The sequence below is a fragment of the Streptococcus sp. FDAARGOS_192 genome (assembly GCF_002073815.2).
GTDB lineage: Bacteria > Bacillota > Bacilli > Lactobacillales > Streptococcaceae > Streptococcus > Streptococcus salivarius_H.
In genome coordinates this window covers 612,822-633,069 of the sequence record NZ_CP020431.2, presented here as the reverse complement: position 1 = coordinate 633,069, position 20,248 = coordinate 612,822, and the positions used below count along the sequence as shown (strand labels likewise).

General features: G+C 37.7%; 19 protein-coding genes. 3 read left to right on the top strand and 16 right to left on the bottom strand.

Going from position 1 to position 20,248, the window contains the following annotated elements; genetic code table 11:
- Positions 1-10: 10 nt before the first annotated feature.
- Positions 11-664 (bottom strand): uracil-DNA glycosylase, encoded by a 654-nt coding sequence (locus tag A6J31_RS04105; protein ID WP_080610501.1) that lies wholly within the window; start codon positions 662-664, stop codon positions 11-13.
- A 213-nt stretch (positions 665-877) separates the two neighbouring features.
- Here A6J31_RS04105 and A6J31_RS04100 point away from each other — a divergent pair, with 213 nt between their 5' ends.
- The 3 genes from A6J31_RS04100 to A6J31_RS04090 all read left to right on the top strand — a co-directional run bounded on the left by A6J31_RS04100 (position 878) and on the right by A6J31_RS04090 (position 5,178).
- Entirely contained in the window at positions 878-2,074 is a 1,197-nt protein-coding gene (locus A6J31_RS04100) for a cation diffusion facilitator family transporter (RefSeq protein WP_064520686.1), read from the top strand.
- A gap of 229 nt (positions 2,075-2,303) precedes the next feature.
- The gene (locus A6J31_RS04095; RefSeq protein ID WP_080610500.1) at positions 2,304-3,650 is read left to right on the top strand and encodes a D-alanyl-D-alanine carboxypeptidase; all 1,347 of its coding nucleotides are present in this window, start codon (positions 2,304-2,306) and stop codon (positions 3,648-3,650) included.
- A gap of 187 nt (positions 3,651-3,837) precedes the next feature.
- Positions 3,838-5,178, top strand: coding sequence for a D-alanyl-D-alanine carboxypeptidase (locus A6J31_RS04090; RefSeq protein ID WP_080610499.1), 1,341 nt, complete (start codon positions 3,838-3,840; stop codon positions 5,176-5,178).
- A 26-nt stretch (positions 5,179-5,204) separates the two neighbouring features.
- Here A6J31_RS04090 and A6J31_RS04085 read toward each other — a convergent pair whose 3' ends face one another.
- The 15 genes from A6J31_RS04085 to A6J31_RS04015 form a co-directional block, all read right to left on the bottom strand.
- Positions 5,205-6,056: a patatin family protein gene (locus A6J31_RS04085; protein WP_045771758.1), complete on the bottom strand. Its 852-nt coding sequence runs from the start codon at positions 6,054-6,056 to the stop codon at positions 5,205-5,207.
- The gene (locus tag A6J31_RS04080) at positions 6,053-6,673 is read right to left on the bottom strand and encodes an SGNH/GDSL hydrolase family protein (RefSeq protein WP_080610498.1); all 621 of its coding nucleotides are present in this window, start codon (positions 6,671-6,673) and stop codon (positions 6,053-6,055) included. Before A6J31_RS04080 ends, A6J31_RS04085 begins: the two co-directional genes overlap by 4 nt.
- Positions 6,674-6,676: 3 nt before the next feature.
- Positions 6,677-8,254, bottom strand: coding sequence for an ABC1 kinase family protein (locus A6J31_RS04075; RefSeq protein WP_080610497.1), 1,578 nt, complete (start codon positions 8,252-8,254; stop codon positions 6,677-6,679).
- Between the two features lie 17 nt (positions 8,255-8,271).
- A complete protein-coding gene (locus A6J31_RS04070; protein WP_004182567.1) occupies positions 8,272-8,550 on the bottom strand; it encodes a phasin family protein in 279 nt (92 codons plus the stop codon).
- A gap of 247 nt (positions 8,551-8,797) precedes the next feature.
- Positions 8,798-10,234, bottom strand: a complete 1,437-nt coding sequence (locus A6J31_RS04065; RefSeq protein WP_080610496.1) for a glycoside hydrolase family 1 protein — start codon at positions 10,232-10,234, stop codon at positions 8,798-8,800.
- A gap of 123 nt (positions 10,235-10,357) precedes the next feature.
- Complete coding sequence (locus A6J31_RS04060; protein WP_064520693.1) at positions 10,358-11,494, bottom strand: AI-2E family transporter; 1,137 nt, start codon at positions 11,492-11,494, stop codon at positions 10,358-10,360.
- Between the two features lie 78 nt (positions 11,495-11,572).
- Entirely contained in the window at positions 11,573-12,169 is a 597-nt protein-coding gene (locus tag A6J31_RS04055; protein ID WP_064520694.1) for a histidine phosphatase family protein, read from the bottom strand.
- A complete protein-coding gene (locus A6J31_RS04050; protein WP_064520695.1) occupies positions 12,166-12,774 on the bottom strand; it encodes a histidine phosphatase family protein in 609 nt (202 codons plus the stop codon). Before A6J31_RS04050 ends, A6J31_RS04055 begins: the two co-directional genes overlap by 4 nt.
- The gene (locus A6J31_RS04045) at positions 12,771-13,373 is read right to left on the bottom strand and encodes a histidine phosphatase family protein (RefSeq protein ID WP_080610495.1); all 603 of its coding nucleotides are present in this window, start codon (positions 13,371-13,373) and stop codon (positions 12,771-12,773) included. Before A6J31_RS04045 ends, A6J31_RS04050 begins: the two co-directional genes overlap by 4 nt.
- Before the next feature lie 18 nt (positions 13,374-13,391).
- Positions 13,392-14,210, bottom strand: coding sequence for a Cof-type HAD-IIB family hydrolase (locus A6J31_RS04040; protein WP_049545861.1), 819 nt, complete (start codon positions 14,208-14,210; stop codon positions 13,392-13,394).
- A 176-nt stretch (positions 14,211-14,386) separates the two neighbouring features.
- Positions 14,387-15,493 carry a glycosyltransferase family 4 protein gene (locus A6J31_RS04035; RefSeq protein ID WP_049545862.1) on the bottom strand — a complete coding sequence of 369 codons (1,107 nt, stop codon included), beginning with the start codon at positions 15,491-15,493 and terminating at the stop codon, positions 14,387-14,389.
- 1 nt (position 15,494) lies between these two features.
- Positions 15,495-16,949 (bottom strand): flippase, encoded by a 1,455-nt coding sequence (locus A6J31_RS04030; protein WP_049545863.1) that lies wholly within the window; start codon positions 16,947-16,949, stop codon positions 15,495-15,497.
- The gene (locus tag A6J31_RS04025; protein WP_049545864.1) at positions 16,942-18,183 is read right to left on the bottom strand and encodes a hypothetical protein; all 1,242 of its coding nucleotides are present in this window, start codon (positions 18,181-18,183) and stop codon (positions 16,942-16,944) included. The genes A6J31_RS04030 and A6J31_RS04025 overlap by 8 nt, the downstream gene beginning before the upstream one ends.
- Positions 18,180-19,109: a glycosyl transferase family 2 gene (locus A6J31_RS04020; protein ID WP_049545865.1), complete on the bottom strand. Its 930-nt coding sequence runs from the start codon at positions 19,107-19,109 to the stop codon at positions 18,180-18,182. Before A6J31_RS04020 ends, A6J31_RS04025 begins: the two co-directional genes overlap by 4 nt.
- Before the next feature lie 16 nt (positions 19,110-19,125).
- The gene (locus A6J31_RS04015) at positions 19,126-20,238 is read right to left on the bottom strand and encodes a glycosyltransferase (protein WP_049545866.1); all 1,113 of its coding nucleotides are present in this window, start codon (positions 20,236-20,238) and stop codon (positions 19,126-19,128) included.
- Positions 20,239-20,248: the final 10 nt, after the last annotated feature.

The following is a 20,248-nucleotide window of genomic DNA, read 5'->3' as shown; positions in this document are numbered from 1 at the left end:
ACTTTCTATTTTACTTCAACCAATCAATTGGGGATTGGCCTTGAGATACAAGGTAAGCATTGGCTTTTGAAAAAGGCTTGCTGCCAAAAAAACCACGATAGGCCGACAAGGGACTCGGATGGGCACTCTCAATAATGGCATGCTTTGGATTGGTCACCAGAGACTTCTTCTTACGAGCATAGCCACCCCAAAGTATAAAGACAACAGGAGTATCCTTTTGATTGAGAACCTTAATCACAGCATCTGTAAATGGTTCCCAAACCTGACCGGCATGCCCATTTGCTTGACCAGCGGGAACCGTCAAACAGGCATTAAGCAAGAGCACCCCCTGCTCAGCCCATGAAGTTAAATCATGAAAGGGTCTCGGACCCAAATCTTCCTCTAACTCCTTGAGAATATTTTTCAAAGACGGGGGAGCAGGGAGGCTATCAGGTACTGAGAAGGATAGTCCTTGGGCTTGATGAGGCCCATGATAAGGGTCCTGACCAAGAATTACCACCCGCACTTCTTCAAATGGGGTCTCTAACAAGGCATTAAAAACCTTTTCACGTGGCGGATAAACCGTTCCCTGACTATAAACCTGGTCCATAAACTGATTTATCTTTGAAAAATAATGATCTGGCAGTTCCTCTTTCAGAAGCTTGTGCCATGTCGAATGTTCCATAAAAACCTCTTTTTAGACTGTTTTACACCCTAAATTATACCATAATTTGTAGGGAATATTCGGAAAATACTGAAAAAACACCCTGATTACTAGGCATTTTCTATAAAGTTTTAAAAATGAGTGACTCCACAAGTTTAAAGGGCTTACAACCTTTAACTCGTTATAGTTTTATGCTATAATTTAAACTTGTATTTTAAGAGAAAAGGTAATCCTATGACTACGTATGAAAATTTAAGAGCAGCCAGACGAGGTCCTATTGTCAGCATTGCTGCCTACCTTCTTCTTACCATTGCAAAACTTCTAGCTGGACACTTTTTAAACTCTAGCTCTTTGATTGCCGATGGTTTCAATAACTTGTCAGATATTTTAGGGAACGTTGCCCTACTCATTGGATTGCACCTAGCTAGTCAACCAGCTGATGCAGATCATAGGTTTGGTCATTGGAAGATTGAAGACTTATCAAGCCTAGTCACTTCCTTTATCATGTTCGTGGTAGGTTTCCAGGTCCTGATTCAAACTGTCCGAAAGATTTTTCTAAGAGAGGAAACAGTGGTTGATCCACTTGGTGCTACTGTCGGTATCCTATCTGCTCTCGTCATGTGCGGTGTTTACTTTTACAATAAAAGACTTGCTAAAAAGCTAAAATCTAGTGCTTTGATTGCTGCTGCCAAGGACAATCTCTCTGATGCTGTAACTTCTATTGGTACCTCAATCGCTATCGTTGCAGCATCCTTCAACCTTACGATTATTGACTATATTACTGCTATTATCATTACCTTCTTCATCCTAAAGACAGCCTATGATATCTTCATGGAAGCAACCTTTAGTTTGTCAGACGGTTTCGACGAGAGAAACCTCAAGGCCTATGAAAAAGCCATTCTTGAGATTCCAAAAGTCACTAAGGTTAAGAAGCAACGTGGCCGTTCTTATGGTAGCAACGTCTATCTTGATATTGTGGTTGAAATGAATCCTGACCTCTCTGTTTACGAGAGTCATGCCATTACCGAACAAATCGAGGAGGTCCTCAGCAAGCGTTTTTCTGTCTACGACACTGATGTCCACGTAGAGCCCGCTGCCATTCCTGAAGATGAAATTTATGGTAATGTCCTTCACAAACTCTCTCGCAATGAAAAGATTATTCTGTCGAAAATTCCTGACTATGAAAATCTCTTGGCACCTGATTTCTACTTAATAGATGAAAATGGTCATCATCACACTCGTGAAGAAGTCATCGCCAATCAACAACCACTTCTCAATAACTTTGACAGCTTCAAGATGACATCTGTCAGCCAAAAAACGAAATTAATTAGTTATGAGTTGGGAGGAAATTTCCACACTAGTATCTGGCGTCGAAATGAAACCTGGTTCATGATTTACCACCAAGTGACAAGGATAAAAGATGAAAAGTAACGAGCGAGCAAGCTCGTTTTTTTCTACTTCCAACTATATTTGTGTAACATTCAATCAATTCTAAAAATTACATTAAAATGCCGAATGTTGGGAAAACTCTAACTTTTATATGTTATAATTAAGGTGTTTGTCACTACTGAATTTAGGGTTTTGACAGGCAAATGTTATTAATAGATAGAAATAGGTTCTGCCAGATACAGAACCCCATAGATATTAAAGGAGACACATTGTGAAAAAGAAAATTGTTGCCGTCCTTTTAGCAGCTTGTCTAGCCCTAGCACCGAGTTTGTCTAGTGCAGACGAATTGATGGATATCACACGCGCTGCTGGTTATACTGAAGCCACTGAGGCCTATCGTCCCAAATCAACCCTCTTAATTGATGGCAATACCGGAGATGTCCTCTGGGAAGATAATGCTGACGAGGTGCGTGACCCTGCTTCTATGTCTAAGGCCATGACACTTTATTTGGTCTTTGAAGCTATGTCTAAAGGAGAGATTTCTGAAGATACTGTTATCACAGCTACTCCAACCGACCAAGCTATTGCCGATATTTACGAAATTTCCAACAACAAGATTGTTGCGGGTGTTGATTACACCGTTTCAGAACTCATCACTATGACGGCGGTACCTTCCTCTAACGTTACAACCGTGATGCTGGCCAACTACTTGACCAATAATGATCCTGATAAATGGCTAGACATGATGAATGAAAAATCTAAAGAACTTGGGATGACCAATACCAAATGGTTTAACGCTTCTGGTGCCGTTGCTGTTGCCTTCAAAGGTTACTACAGTCCTCAACGTTATGATAACAACCAAACCAACCAAACAACTGCGCGTGATTTGGCTATCATGACCTATAACTTCATCAAGAAATACCCAGAAATTCTTAAGTACACAAGCAAACCTGTTGTCACAGTTAAAAAGGGAACACCTTACGAAGAAACCTTCGAGACTTATAACTACTCTATTCCAGGAGCTAAATACGGAATTGAAGGGGTTGATGGTTTGAAGACGGGATCAAGCCCAGAAGGTGCCTTCAACTATATTGATACCATCAAGCGTGGTGATCAACGTATGATTGCTGTTATCATGGGTTCTGGTGATTGGTCTGACCAAACAGGTGAAGAAATCCGCCATACCTTTGGTAATGCACTCGTTGAGAAAATGTATAAAGATTTCTCTTACAAGAAAGTTCTTAGCAAGGGTGAACAAGAAATCGACGGTAAAAAATACAATGTCGAAAAAGATGTCTACGCCACAGTCAAAAAAGGCAAAGACCCTAAAATCTCTGTTAAAGATGATCACATTGTCATTGATAATGGTCTGAAGACAGTATCACCTAAGATCAAGGCTACTTCTGTTAAGGCAACTAAAGTTAAGGGATGGTTCGATTTTGGAAGTAACCCAAAAGATAAAAAGGCTACTAAAGCAACAAATAATGGCCAACTCCCAGTTTATTTCTGGTTGCTATGCCTTATCCCAGTTGGTCTCATCTACTTGATTTACCTTAATGAAAAAGGACGTCGTCAAAAAGTCAAAGAACGTCATCAAGCAAGACAAATCAATAAATAAAAGAAAGCGTGTCCATGACACGTCTTTTTTATACTCTATTAAAGGAAGTCCCCAAAGAATACTGATAAAATCACCCAAAACTATGCTATAATAGACCAGTATGACTTTTTTTACAAACATATAACAAAAATAGATTAATGGATGCCTTTTAAAAGAGCATATAAACATTGTTACTAAGGAGATTATTTTGAAAAAGAAATTGTTAGGACTCTTCCTGGTAGCTAGTCTAGCTTTATCTCCCAGTCTGTCGTCCGCTGACCAACTAGTAGATATAGCACAAAAAGCGGGCTACAAGGAAGCCACAGAGACCTATCGACCTAAATCATCACTTTTGATTGATGCCAATACTGGTGATATCCTTTGGCAAGATAACATTGATGAAGTACGTGATCCCGCTTCCATGAGTAAGGCCATGTCTCTCTACTTGGTTTTTGATGCTTTATCAAAGGGAGAAATCAAAGAAGATACCGTGATTACAGCCAAACCAACCGATGAGGCTATTGCTAATATCTATGAAATTTCAAACAACAAGATTGTTTCTGGAGTTAAATACACGGTTTCGGAACTTATCACTATGACAGCTGTTCCCTCTTCAAATGCAGCAACAGTCATGCTTGCCAACTATCTCAGTGATAATGACCCTGACAAGTGGATTGATCGCATGAACGAAAAGTCTAAAGAGCTCGGCATGACAAATACTAAATGGTATAATGCCTCTGGAGCTGGTGCGGCATCTTACAAAGGGTACTACACGCCAAAACGTTATGATAATAACCACTCTAACCAGACGACAGCTCGTGATTTGTCTATCATGGCTTATAACCTTATCAAACATCACCCTGAAATCCTTAAATACACTAGCCAACAGACAGTAACTGTCAAAAAAGGAACACCATACGAGGAAACCTTTGAAAATTACAACTACTCCTTGCCTGGTGCTGATTATGGCCTCAAAGGTGTTGATGGCTTAAAAACAGGATCAAGTCCTCGTGGAGACTACAACTACATCTCCACATGCAAACGAGGAAATCAACGTGTCATTTCAGTTATCCTGGGCGTTGGAAACTGGGAAGATGAAAGTAGTGAAAAAATCCGTCATGCCTTCGGTAACTCCCTTATTGAGAAAATGTTTAAAGACTATTCCTACAAGAAAGTCCTAAGCAAGGGCAAACAAAAGATTGATGGTAAAAACTACGATATCCAAAAAGATGTCTATGCCACAGTCAAAAAAGGACTAGAGCCTAAGATTAGTGTTAAAGATGATTATGTCCTTGTCGATAATGGCTTAAAAACAGTGTCACCTAAGATTAAAGCAAGTACTGTCAAGTCAACTAAAACTGGCTTCTTTCTCTTTTCAGGAGGTCAAAAAGAGAAACAAACAAGCAATAAGCAAAACTTTATGAAACATTTCGCCTTGTTCTGCTTCCTCTTATTACCACTTTACGTGATCTACTTGATTTTTATCAATGAGAAAAGGCGTCGTCAAAAAGTCAAAGAACGCCGTCAAGCTCGACAAATGAATAACTAAAAGAACGTGCTCAACCGAGCACGTTTTTAGTTGTCTCCAAGAAATGTTTTGAGATGAGACATCTCATTTCGCATTTGTTCCAATCCCTCTTGATAGATGGCCTCAAATTTTTCAGGATCCTTCTCCAATCGACCAACTTCAAGCGCATGCTCTGGACGAATGGCATAAAGATTTCCAGTTTTTTCCAAAGCCTCAATCTTTTCAATACTCTTATTGTAGTGGATATGGCGATTTGATGCTACTTGGACAAATTCAGGATATTTGCGGTAAAAGAGCTTGTAGATCCGCTTACTCGTTTTAGATGGCTCTTTACGGTAGCCCTTAGGACGCGTCAGAACGACAATGAGTTTGTCAAAGCCCAAATTTTCCATAAAATCAATGGGAAGACTATCAGACAGTCCACCATCCATGTAGCGTTTACCCTTGTACTCGACAATTTCAGAAACCAAAGGTAGGGCGGAACTTGCACGAAGAGCTTCCATCTGCTCAAAGACATGGTCAATCTTGATATAGTCTGGTTTTCCGGTCTCGATATCTGTAGTAACCACATAGAAGGGAACACCCGACTCCGCAAAGGCCTCCTGATCAAAAACGTCTAACTCCATAGGAACCTTATAATAGGAGAACTCCTTATTAACGAAGTTACCTGTTGTCAGCCATGACCAGAAACTCATGTAGCGACGGTCTCCCATGAATCGTTTGTTGTAGCGAAGGGCTCTTTTGGGCTGGTTAGAAAGGTAATTAACACCAAAAAGCGCTCCAGCTGATACTGATACAACGCCGTCTACTTTGATTCCAGCTTCTAAAAAGGCATCTAAAACACCAGCAGTGTATAAGCCACGCATGCCTCCGCCTTCAAGGACTAAGCCTACCTTCATTCTAAAATCTCCTTTTTGATTGGTTCTGCTAGGACTTGATAACCTTGTGGACTCAAGTGTAAACCATCCGTTGTGTAAGTGTCATTTAACTGTCCTTGGGCATCTGTCAGGTAATCATAAAGATCAACATAGGTCACACCAGGGAGAACAGCTAATTGTTGATTAAGCTCACGGACAGACGCATTATTTCGAATCTTAACTTTAGAAGCATATTGTGATTTTTCACTAACCGGAAAAACACTCAGCAAATAGACCTCAGTAAAGAGGGATTCCTGACGAACTGTCATGATAATATCGGAAATACGATTAACAATATCTCGAATAGGGTAACCCCTTCCGATATCGTTAATACCAATCATAATTGCCAATTTACTAGGTTCCAAATCTAAAACTTGCTCTTTAAGGTGCTCTAAAAGCCAAACAGAGTCTGTCCCTGCAATCCCACGGTTAACCAAGGGAAAGTCTCGACCCAAATATTTTTTCAACGCAAAAAACTCCGTGATGGAGTCCCCTGCAAAAACAATTTGGCCTTTCTCTAACTTTTGATTTTCTTTCACAAATTTGGCTAAACGCTCTTCTTGATAGGCCACAAGCTCAGGCCTCGTTGTTTCAATCATATGTTATCCTTTTTTCTTAAAAATTATACGCACTAGCGTGACTAAAGCTAGAAAAGCTCCAAGTCCAAGAAAGAGCCAGGCAAGACTTTCAAAACCTGATTTATTGGACAAAAGTGCACCGGAAAGTAGAAATCCCAATGTCAGCAAGGCCAAAACCAGATTATTCATAACTTTTTCAAAAACTTTAACCCGTCCTGAAAAGTTAATAAAATCATGGTTCACCACAATTCGTCCATTCAGAATTTGCTCTAAGAGCTGATGCAGTCTACGTGGAATATTCTTCCCATTTCGAATCAGGTAAAAGAGCTCAATCAAGATACTCTCTTTATTTAGGGCCTGTTTAAGCATATCAGGGCCCATATTTTCTAGGAAATAATCCTTGGCCAAAGTCATTAAATCCATATTTGGGGCCAACTCTCGGAAAATACCTTCGATTTGAAGCGAAGCCTTCTCCAAAATTGTAATTTGAGACGAGGCTTTAAGATGGTTCTTCTGGAAAATAGCCAGTAAATCCTCTAGCAAATCTGTCATGGACAGACTTCCCAAGTCAACACCAGAATAACGACCCAGCATCTGCTCGACATCCTGACTTAGAACCGCACGGTTTAGGCCATTATCAAACTGGGTGACTGACAAGATAGCCTTAGTCATGCCGTCAACATCCTGAGCAGTAAAACTATATAGGATGTCATTTAAGGACGCACGCATCCCCACTTCCAACTCACCCATAATCCCAAAGTCAATGAAACAAATCTTGCCATCACGTACCAAGAGATTTCCAGGATGAGGATCACCATGAAAATAGCCGTCTTTGAAAACCTGCTTGATAAATGACAGCATTAGTTTCTTACCCACATCTTCCAGGTCATAGCCAGCCCCTAGCAATTGGCTGTAGTCATTAAGTGGAATCCCATCGATGTACTCTTCGACTATGAGGTGTGGCGTCGTAAAGGAATCATAGACCTCCGGGACACCTAGACAAGCAACAGCCCTGTTATTTGCCTTAAAACGCTTCATGGCCTCTGCTTCATTTCTGAAATCAAGTTCCTTAATTAGAGTTTCTCGCAGATTTTCCAAAACCTCCTGAACATCGACCATAGGTATAAAATGCTTTGGAATATGGCGTGCAAGCTTAATGAGAAGCTGAATATCTTCCTTAACGACCTCATCAATACCAGGTCTCTGAATTTTTACAATCACTTCCTGACCAGACAACAATCTAGCCCTATGGGTCTGAGCTACAGAACCAGAAGCCAAGGGCTCTTCCGAGAAATCAAGGAAACTGTCAGAAAGCCCACTGGGTAATTCTCTCCTAATGGCAGTCATGACTTCCTCTTTATTCAAGGGAGGAACTGAGCTCTGGAGTTTTGATAATTCTCTGATATAGGCCTCTGGCAAGAGGTCAGAGCGCGTGGATAGGATTTGACCAATTTTAACAAAACTAGGTCCCAATTGCTCAAAGGCTTGGCGTAGCTTGACAGGTGTTGTCTGTTGGTCTTGAGGAAGGTGTTTTTCACGATAAGAAAGGAGACCAACTGACGAGAAAACCTTCAACACATGTCTCAATCGTTTACTTGCCATTTTAGTCTCCTTACATTTTATTTATTTTGACTGAGCAAAGCGTCAAGTTTTTCTTCAAGACGTTTCACATCATCCTTAGTCGCATACTCAACTGAAGATTTCTTAGCATCAAGTTTATTCAAAAATTCTTGAGCTTCTTCCTTACTTTGACGTTTGAGCTCTTGTTCCAGTTCCTTACCTTCTTCAACAGTCAAACGCCCCTTTTCAACCAACTCTTTGACAAAACTATCAGCTTTATCTACTGTCATAGCAGTCAATCCGATTCCAGCCAAGAGAACTTTTTTCAAATCATTCATTATCGTTACCTCCATCTAAGTAGGAAAAGCAAAGAAATAGACTAGCCACTTCTTCAGAAAATATAAGAACGTTTTCACACTTTTATTCTACCACTTTTTCAGAAAATGTGTTAATGAACATAAATCACATTCTGTAGTAGTTTAATACTCCATATGCAAATATATTCGCCGAAATACTTATTTATCAACATTGTACTAAAATACTAAATAAGAATCTCAAGCTTTTGCTGAGATTCTTAATAAGTTTCTATTTGTAAAGAGCTGCACCATTACTTTCGATAACAGACTTATACCAAGCAAATGATTTTTTCTTATAACGAGCCAAGCTACCACTACCATCATCATTACGATCAACGTAGATGAAGCCATAGCGTTTACTGAGTTCAGCCGTTGAAGCTGAGACCAAATCAATTGGTCCCCAAGTCGTATAGCCCCAAAGCTCTACACCATCTTGAAGAGCTTCACCGACTTGAATCAAGTGTTTTTGAAGGTAATCAATACGATAATCATCTTCAACTGTTGGACCATCAGGACCATCAACAAGGACATCCTTGGCACCCAAACCATTTTCGACGATAAACAATGGCAATTGATAACGATCATAGAAGTCATTCAAAACTAGACGAAGACCGATTGGGTCAATTGCCCAAGCCCACTCAGATTTCTCAAGGTAGGGATTTTCAACACCACCCATAATATTTCCTTTACCAATCGTATAGTCTTCTGGATTGTGGGCGGTTGCCACAGACATGTAGTAAGAGAATGAAATAAAATCAACGGTATTCTTCAAGATTTCTTCATCACCAGGAGCAAATTGTATTTCAATACTATTTTCTTTGAAATAGCGTTTAATATAGTTTGGATATTTCCCACGCGCATGGATATCTGAGAAGAGATAGTTTTGATTTTCAAACTCGTGAACAGCCAACTGATCCAAAGGATTAGCTGTCATACCATAAGCAGGCATGGCAAGAACCATACAACCAATCTTAAAATCAGGGTTGATGTCATGACCAATCTTGGTTGCTGAAGCTGATGCCACTAACTCATGGTGGACTGCCTGATAGAGATCCTGTTTAGAGAGCTCTTCCATAGGAGTTGCAATACCACCTGACATGAAAGGTGCATGTAGAACAGAGTTCACTTCATTAAAGGTCAACCAATATTTAACCTTATCTTTATAACGTGTGAAGACTGTACGGACATAGTTTTCATAAAAACCAATCAATTTACGATTTGTCCATCCATTGTATTCACGTGCTAAGTTTAGAGGTGTTTCATAGTGAGACAAGGTTACAAGCGGTTCGATGCCATACTTAGCCAATTCATCAAAGACTTTATCGTAGAAAGCAAGCCCAGCTTCATTTGGCTCAGCATCATCACCATTTGGGAAAATACGAGACCATGCAATTGACATACGAAAGACCTTGAAGCCCATCTCTGCAAAAAGCGCTATGTCCTCTTTATAACGGTGATAGAAATCTATACCTTCTAGCTTTAGATTATCTGGTGTTGGTTGGTCTGTAATCAAAGGATTCAAAGCCCCAGGTTCAAGTGGAACACCGCCCTTTGGCGTCACATCCTGTACAGACAAACCTTTGCCATCTAAGTTATAAGCACCTTCAAATTGGTTGGCAGCTGTTGCACCACCCCAGAGAAATTCTTTTGGAAATGTGTAAGTCATCTTTTATCTCCTCGTCTTGTTTAATATACTAATAGTATAACACTTAGAAAACGATTACACTTATACTATCTTATTGACATCTGATACTATAGTACGAAAAAAACAGACCCAAGTCTGTTTTAATTAATCATTATTTTCAATAGCATTTGCTGCTTTGGCCTCTTCTCGCCTAACAACATTATCTTTAACAATCTGATAAAGGGTCGCGGCTACTGGCACAGAAACCAACATGCCCAAGATACCACCCAAAGCAGAACCTATGGTGATAGCGAAGATAACCCAAATACCAGGAAGTCCGGTAGAGCCACCAACCACATAAGGATAGATGAGATTTCCTTCAAACTGCTGCAAAATAACCACGTAGGCAATAAACAAAAGTGCCAAGGTCACAGAGTGCGTCATAATCAAGATGGTACCAATCGTCACACCGATATAGGCCCCCACAACTGGAATCATAGCTGAAAAACCAATCAGGATAGAGATAGTCGCAGCGTATGGAAAATCAAAGATACGCATCCCAATATAACACAAGGTTCCCAAGATACAAGCCTCAATCGACTGATAAACGAAGAAATTGCGGAAGCGATTATTGAGAATAGCGACCACATAGTGGAAAGTCTTACCATAATGTCCTAAATAGACGTCTACTAAACGATTGACCTGATTTCCAAGTTTTTCTTTCCCAGCCAAAACATAGCAAGAAAAGACGATACTGATAAAGAGATTAATCAAGGTTGATGGTAGACTTGTTAACGAAGTCAAGAAGCTTGTCAAACCATTCATGATTTGTTGAAGCAACTGAGCACTGTAGCTATTGATTAGCTCTCTAACCTGTGTCACACCACCAAGATCTTGAATAATTTTTTGCAAGGACTTGTTTTTAAGCAACCAATTAATCAAGTTATTAATAGCTGAACGGTCTTGACTAATCAAGGTATTGATACTGTCAATCAAATCGGGAAGAACAGTGAAGACGACCCAAGTAAAGACCAGACCAATGGTTGCCAATGCGGAGAGTAGAGCAACGGGACGCTTGATCTTAGCGATAAAACCAAATGGAATAAACTTGACCAGTAGCTTCTCATAAAAAGACATCAAGATATTGACCACAAAGGCAATCCCTGCTCCAACCAAGAAGGGCTGACTGGCAATGTAAATAGTGTTACAAATTGAAACAACGGTTTCCCAGTAAGTATAAATCAAGAAACAGCTGAAAAAGAGGACAGCCAACCAAATGAACTGATTTTTTGTAAATTTCATAGGCACTCCAAAATTTAAAATACCCTTCCATTATACACTAAGAAAGGGTTTCTTACTATCTTTGATTATAGAAAGCCGCTAAAATTCCACCATCTCTTGATCAGCTATTGGATCAATCAGCTTGACAAAGTGAAAGCTCGATCCATCGTAATCAAAAACTAAGATGGCACAATTGCCTGGACACGACTCAAAGGCCCGCTCTGGCTCCACGGCATGAAGAAAAGTCATCAAGGCTCCAGCGTGACTAACAGCTAAAATAGATTGGTCAGGATGCTTATCTACTATCTCCTTAGCACTCGCAACCACACGCGCAACGAACTGATCTTGACTTTCTCCACCAAACTGGGCATAGTGGTCACCAAAATGCCCCACAACAGATGTCTTGGGATGAAGATACTCTGGCTGTCCCTCAAAGATACCAAAATGCATTTCTTTAAGCCCCTTAACACGTTTATAATCAGTACGCCCAGTCGCCAATTCAATGGTATCAGAAGCTCTTTCGGTTGTCGTACAATAATACTGGTCAAATGTCATACCATGTTTTTCAAAATAAGCACGGACCTGACGAGCTTGGTCCCGACCTTTTTCGGTCAATGGAGAATCACACCAACCTTGAATCCGATTGAGTGTGTTAAAAAGTGTCTGTCCATGTCTCATTAAATAGAGTCGTGTCATTCTTCGCCTCCATAGATATACTCTTCTTCTACAGGATTATATACTGAAACCAGTTTAAATTGCCCTTGATCATAAGTAAAATGTAAGATGCAACAATTTTTAAGACCACGAATATCTGGGTCGGGATTTAAAACACGTCTACAGAACTGCAAAATAGATGGTCCATGACTAACAAGCAAAGACTTAGAACCATCGGCCACACTCTCCATGATGGCCCTAATCGTCAACTCCATACGATCTCGGACCTGGGTCGTACTCTCGCCACCAAATTGAACAAAATAATCACCAAAGCCTTGTCCATCAGGTAAGGTTTTAGGAGTAAGATACTCTGGCTGGCCCTCAAAAGCTCCAAAATCCTGTCCCTTAAGACCTTTAAGTCTTTCATAGTCTGTTCGTCCAGTCACAATTTCTAGAGTATCACTGGCTCTCTCAGAGGTTGACGTAAAGACATGATCAAAAATCGGCTCCTGCTTGGCTAGATACTGACCAGCCTTTTTAGCCTGTTCAATCCCGACTTCCGTCAAAGGGGCATCGCAGACCCCCTGAAGTCTATGCTGAACATTAAATCGTGTTTGTCCATGCCTCATTAAATAAAATTCTTTCATAATGTTACCTCTAAACCAGAAATCGGATCAATCACCTGAAGAAGCTTTAATTGACCTTTGTTATAATCATAAACACAAACATTACAATTTCCAAAGCCCACTCCTTCAGGAAAGGCCAAGTCCATGAAAATGATTAATCCCCATAGAGCCGCCCCATGACTGACAAATAGGAGATTCTCAGCGCCATCTTTAGTGTGTGCTTCTGCTTTCTCTAACACAGTCTTCAAGACCCTCTGACCGACCTCGCGAATATCTTCACCACCGTATGGGACCAAGAGATCTTCAAAGGATCGTGAACCTGGTCGATGTTTGGGGAGGAGGTGCTCTGGTTGAGCTTCAAAAGATCCAAAGTTCATTTCTTTAATTCCCTTTAGCTGAGTTACCGAATAGTCAGTCGCCACAATCTTTGCCGTACCAGTAGCTCTCTCTTGCGTAGAGGAGTAGACAGCATCAAAAGAAATACCTTTCTTTGCAAAGTACTGCTTGGCTTGTTCTGCCTGCCAAATGCCATTTTCAGTCAAGGGTGAGTCACACCAGCCCTGAACACGCTTTTGTGTATTAAATAATGTCTCACCATGTCTCATTAAATATAACTTCATTACTCTACCACCCTATCTTTAAACCAATCCTAAATAATCTTCTAAGACAGTCAATACTCCTTGATCTTTGTGGTGGGGAGCAATCTGATCAGCCACTTGTAAAATAGTTGGACTGGCATTTTCCATAGCATAAGAGCGGCCAGCCATTTGCAAGAGCTCAAGATCATTGTCTCCATCACCGAAGGCCATGACATTGGACTCAGACAAGTCCCAGTGGTTAAGAAGCTGCTTGAGTCCCCAAGCCTTGTGCATGCCTTTTTGAATGAAGTCAATAGCACCAAAACCACTGGGAACAGCAACTAGATTGCCATCAAAATCACGATTAAAAGCCTGTGACACACGATCAGCCTCTTCAGGACTGAGCAACATGGTAATCTTGATGAAATCATCATCTAACTCCTCCAGACCATTCAAACGTTGAATGGATGCTTCCATGGCGGCTTGCTCTTCTTCTGTTATCATCTCAGCAAAATTAACCCTAGACCCTTTTAACATATAGGAGCCTTGAGCACCATTAAATATAGTTGACCTATCCAACAAATCATAATTAAAATAGCTTAGCAAGTTTTCAACATCATTTGATGCCATGAACTCCTGACACAGAAGCTTGCCATAGCTAACCACCTGACCGCCATTTTCAGCTACAAAATGCAGGCGGTCAAAAGTCTCCGCAAACATGGGTTTAAGGCGACTCATACTATTACCTGATGCAACGACAAAGTGCATATCACGCTCAGCCATGGCATCTAAAATCTGACTAAAACGCTCCTTGTCATAGCTCCCTTTATCGTCTAAAAATGTACCATCCATATCTGTTGCAATCACCTTAATGGTCATAAAGAACCTCCTTGACTAACTTACTCTTATTATAACCCTTTTAGAAAACGCTTACCAGTACCATACTAAGAAAAACTGATACTATTCTTGGATATAAAAAAAGATTCCATCGGAATCTCTTAAATAAAAATACAGAATAAATTTAATTCAAAACAGTAGCTATGTATACGAGACGACTACATCTTATCTAAATCTTGTTTCATCACTGAAATCATTCTTTTTGCAACTGTGTCCCACGAATATTCTGCCTTATAATAATCTTGTTTCGTCTGAACATTTCTAAAGAAACTCTCATCCTTTATTAGATTATACATTTTATCAGCTAAAAACTGTGGATTTTCCTCTTCAGCAGGTATTAATAATCCAGTTTCATTATTTTGAATTAGATTTGGCATTTCCATTAAATTACGAGCAATACATGGTAAACCATAGCAAAGAGCTTCAACAAACACAATTCCAAATGCCTCAAATCGGGAAGGTAAAACAAATACATCACAAAGATTATAATAATATTGCACCTTATCAGCTGGTAGATTACCTAAAAAATAAACATTCGGATTGTTAAATTCCATCGGAGCATCTGAAGGACCTATAATGTACAACTCTGCCTCCGGCATGAGATTATTTTGCAAATAAACAAAAGCATTATAAACAAGATCTCCACCTTTACGCAAAAAATCTTTGCCAATAAATAAAAATTTATTGCGTTCCTTATGAGAGTGGTCAAGAGATAGATTATTCATATTTGTTCCTGCCCCCACATAATGAACTTTCTCAACTGGGAGCCCTTGTTGATCTATCAAGTATTCTGAGAACCATTTACTCATAGTAAATATTCCAGTAGCTTGATTATAAAATATTTCCTGTTTTCTCATTCGGCTATCTAGAATATCAGCCGAGACGTTTTGAAAACCACTATATTTGAACGATTGACTATTGTTTTGAGAACTCTCTATCAAATAATGAAGATTCAAGTCTTGATAGATATAAACTGGATTATCAGGAAAAGATAAAGGAAATTCATCAAACGTGAGACAAACATCCTCTGACGATAGATGAACTTGATTTTCAGCATATTTTATATACGTCATGTTCATATCAGATTTTCTAATACCTAAACGAACAAGCACTTTGTGCACATTCATTCTAAAAGTATAGAAAATATTCTGTTCCTCAACAATCTCGTATTTTCCTAAATATTTTTTTATATTAGTTATTGTCCCGGACCAATCCCAGGTCAGTTGTTCTTTGTTATGAATAATTCTTGGAATTACAATCTTCAAACTAACCCCTCCTAAATTTATGTTTAACCATATCTAAGATATGATCTAACAATGGATTTTTTAAAAGTTTGAGCTCTAATAAATAGACGATTATGCCAACTAAAGTAATGCTGAAAATTAAAAGAAGTGAATTAGTTACGAATAACTTAACCCCAAAACCAATGATTATTATAGAGAAGAAACCTAGCAAAGCTTGAATTAAGTTCTTTCTCCATATTACAAAATCAATGTATTTTCCACTTTCTCTTACAACCAGAAAGTTATATAAAACAATAAAAAACTCTGAAGCGATTGTTGCTGCTGCTGCACCGTTCTGTTTAAATACGGGAATTAAAAGAAGACTTATTCCGATATTCACAATAATTCCATATAGCGCTCCTGTTAGGTTTACAGACTCACGTCCAATAGGAATATTAAGACCATAGGTTAATATTCCACCAAATATAGCTCCGATTAAGCTAATAGCTAATAATTGCAATGTTAAAGTAGCATCAATAAATTTAATTCCACCTAAAAATAAGATAATCTCCCTAGATAAAACAATAAGGCCTGCACTCATTGGAATTAAGATTAGAGTTACAACTGAAAGTATTTGGGTATAACTTTTTTTAAATTCATCAATTTTCTGTTCACCAAACAAATGTGACAACCTGGGTATTGTAACAGAATAGATGGAAGCCAATAAATTTTTTAAGATTGTATACACTCTAGCCGCAACAGCATATAATCCAACGTAATATGCGCCCTTGAACCACTCTAATATTAGCATATCAGAATTAGCGTAGATACTAATTACTAGACCACCAGAAAATAAGACCATAATTGGCTTAAAATGCTTTACTAAATCAAGTCTCCAAACAAGAGAGAGTTTCAAATACTTTCTACAATAGATTAAATTTAGAATACAAGATATCCCTGAACCAATTACCGAGATAAATGTATATAGATATAAATCGCTAGCTGTTTTAACAAGAACAAACATCAATATCAACGATAAGATTTGTATAACAATACTTCTAATCGTAATATAAAGGAAATCCTCAAAAAGAACGTTTATCCAATCCACTCCCAATGTTGTAAAAACAATTGTTAGACTTTGAATACAAATCAGAATTTGATATTCTCTATTTGGAATAAATAACCAGACAACTAATAATAACAACAGATAGGATACTACCGTCGATAAAATATTTATAGTAAAAATTTGATTACCTAAATGACTTAGCTTCACAGAATTAGATCTAATACGACCTCCTTCTCTAATAGCATAAGTAGAAATTCCAAGGGCAGCAATTAAAGAAAAGTAACCTACAATAGAAGCTGTATAATTAATTTTCCCAAGGTTCTCTACTCCTAATATCCTACTGATATAGGGATAGGTGATTAAAGGGAATATAATTGAAAGTGCTGTTTTAAATAAATTTAAAGCAGCATTTACTCCCATCTTTTTAGTCATTTATTAAATCTCCATCTCTATTTAATTTTAAAGATTCTTTATTGACAATAACCAATGTCAACACTAATGCAATAATCCGTGGCCTATCAAGATAAGACATGATAGTAAGACTCATCACAAAACTAATCATTAGTCCTGAAATTAATGCGTTAGAACTGATTCTCTTTATCCATATCATAACTAATTTTATAGTTAAAAAGATATACCAAATAAATCCAGGGAGTCCCAAAGAACCTAGTGTTCCAAATAATCCGATATCATCATAATTAAAATATCCGTCAGGTCCTTTAATCAAATAATACAAAGAAGTTCCCTTATCTGGAGTATGTAAACCCAATCCAAATGGATAAGTAAAAATCTTATCTAAATAGTATTCAATTGCACCTGTCCGAGCAAACGAGGAACCAGTATTATCTGAAATACTATCAGAAATTGAACCAAATCTATTAAAAATAATGAGAAGACCTGCCGTACCAAAAATCAGAGTACCTAACAATGATGATACTGTTAGATTATTCCTATTATAAATCAAATACATTGATAAGATGGCTACAAGTACTGTTACTAAATAATATCTAGACTGATCGACATAAAAAATTGCACCTAACATCAATAATAAACTAATGATGTCCCAAAAAGATTTTCTAAATTGTTTTGCAATAATTTTCCATGCAACTAATATGACAAAAATCCGAACAAGCCCCTCAAAAACACTATAAATACGTAACGGCACAGTCAAATTATAAATATAGCTTAAAGGTATGATATCTTTAATTTTCAAAAATACTGTTGGTAAGCCTTGATATTTATATACTTGTACAATAAACAGTATGGATACTATTGAAATTGTTATTTGACCTATTTTAACAAAAAGTGCATAGTTACTATCTTTTTGAAATACCTCACAAAGAGGAAAATAGAGAAGTAAGATTGAAAAAGGCAGGATATCCCACAATACTTGCGTAATTGAATAGCCAAATAAATACATGGACACAAGTGAACTTAAAATCAGAATTAGATAAAAAACCAGGATATAATTTCCAAAAATACCTACTTTAAGTTTTCCTTTATTGTGGATAAAATATACCAAAAATAATATTATGGCATAGAATGCAATACCCAATTTGTTACTAGCAGCTCCTCCTAGCAAACTTGGCCAACTTACTAGATAAAACCCTCTAAATTCAATTAAAAAGAATAGTAAAAATAGAAAAAGATATTTATTAAATTTCAATGTTTTTTCTCCCTGAAATACGTACCATCCAATATTTTTTTCAATCGATATATCTTTTTACATAAAAAGTAGGATATATCAGATATTTTTAAAGAAAGTGTAGAGGCCCCTCTATATTCTCTGTAATAATATTTTTTTGATACACGGCCAATTTTCTCTGACTCAGGATTATGCGCTCCTCTATGATAATGATAAATTGTCCATTCAGGATAGAAATAAGTAATATATCCCTTATTCCTCATTCTTTCACTTAAAATCATTTCTTCACAATAAAGAAAAATATTTTCATCAAATCCTGATACTGCTTCAAAAGCTTTTCTAGAAACAAACATAAAGCTACCACTAACCCATCCAGTCTCACCCTCAGGAGCAGTATAGTCAATATCTATCCATTTATGTATCTTACTATCAAACCACTGTCTATTGTAATCCTGAAGTATCATTTCTTCTACAAAATTCATCCGCTTACGAGGGCTTTGAATATCTCCTTGAGGAGTGAGAATTTTAGGACCAACTATACCTACTGGATTATCACTCGTTTCAATGATAGTTTTACATTCTTCCAACCGTAAGCCATTAGGAAACTCTAAATCATTGTTTGAAAAAATTAGATAGGGTGTATCAAAGTTCTGAATTGCAAATTTGGCACCTAAATTATTTCCTTTAGAGTATCCACCATTTTCATTGGAATCAATTATATAAATAGTCCTTTGTGATACTTCAAAAGAATAAACTTTTTTCCCATTAAAAGTAGAGGAAGTAAATTCAACTTTAGAATCTTGTAAGAATTGCTTTCCTAATTCTTCCGCACTGTTGTCTACGATAATATAATGAACATCATTCCCTACATATATATCAATAAACTTTTTTATATAATCTACTGTATCACTCATTGATTTGTAATCAGTAATAATTAATGAGTACATAGAATCTCCTTATGTTTTACTTCGCCAGTTTCTGATAGATTGTTCGTAACTTTCTAGCACTATCCTCTATATCAAATCCAGCTTCTTTTATTTTTTCTGCAGAACCATATGGAAGGCGTTCAAAGCTCATAGAGGTGATAAAATCTAGCCATTTTTCAACACCGTCAGATAATGATAATCTATAAAAGTTTGAATTAACCGATGCTGACTCTGGAACTGCAGAACTCACCACACAAGGCAGTCCAGATGCTTGTGCTTCAATATTCACGATTCCAAATCCTTCATAGAGAGAAGGTAACAAAAAAACATCCATTGCTTGTAAATATTGTGCCGGTTGTTCCTGTTTTCCAAGTAATAAAACCCTTCCTGATTTTATTTCTTCATCTAGCTTCTTTTCTATACTAGCTCGTTCTTCACCATCACCAATCCATATAAAATAAAAATTAGGTGCCTTTGAAAAAAGAGTTTGTATTAGGCTAACCATAAACTCAGGATTTTTTTCATATGACATCCTTCCGATAGTACCTAAAACAATAGCCTCCATCGGAATATTTAGATTTTCTCGTACCTTTTGCCTTAACTCTTCATTATATAAAAAGTCATTGATTACAATACCGTTTTTTATAATCGCCACATCAGACAAATCAGTATCGCCATACAAATAATTTGCTGCTTCTAGTGAGCAGGCCAACTTATAATCAACAAAAAAATTAACTATCTTTTTTGCCGATAACATTTTTAATCTGCCAATAAATCCCTTACCACGACTAGATGAAGTAGTGTGAGCATGAAGCACTATTTTAGCACCTGAAATCTTTGACAAAATTATATTAAACAACCCCTCGATTGCATCATCTACGTTAATATGAACAATATCGTACTTTTCATTTTTTAAAATAGAGTAGATACTTCTTAGCCTTTTTATTTTACTTGATGCTTCCTTGACGTGTTGAACATATCCTCCGTTTTCTTCAATGATTCGATGAAAACTAGGGTTCTTCAATTTTCCAATAGCTAAAAAGTCAACTTGAAAGGCATCTGTTAAAGGACGAGTCAAGTTATAGGCTATTACAGACCTACCTCCTGCTCCGAAATTGTCTGCCCCCATTTGTAAAATTTTAGTTTTCATCTATTTACTC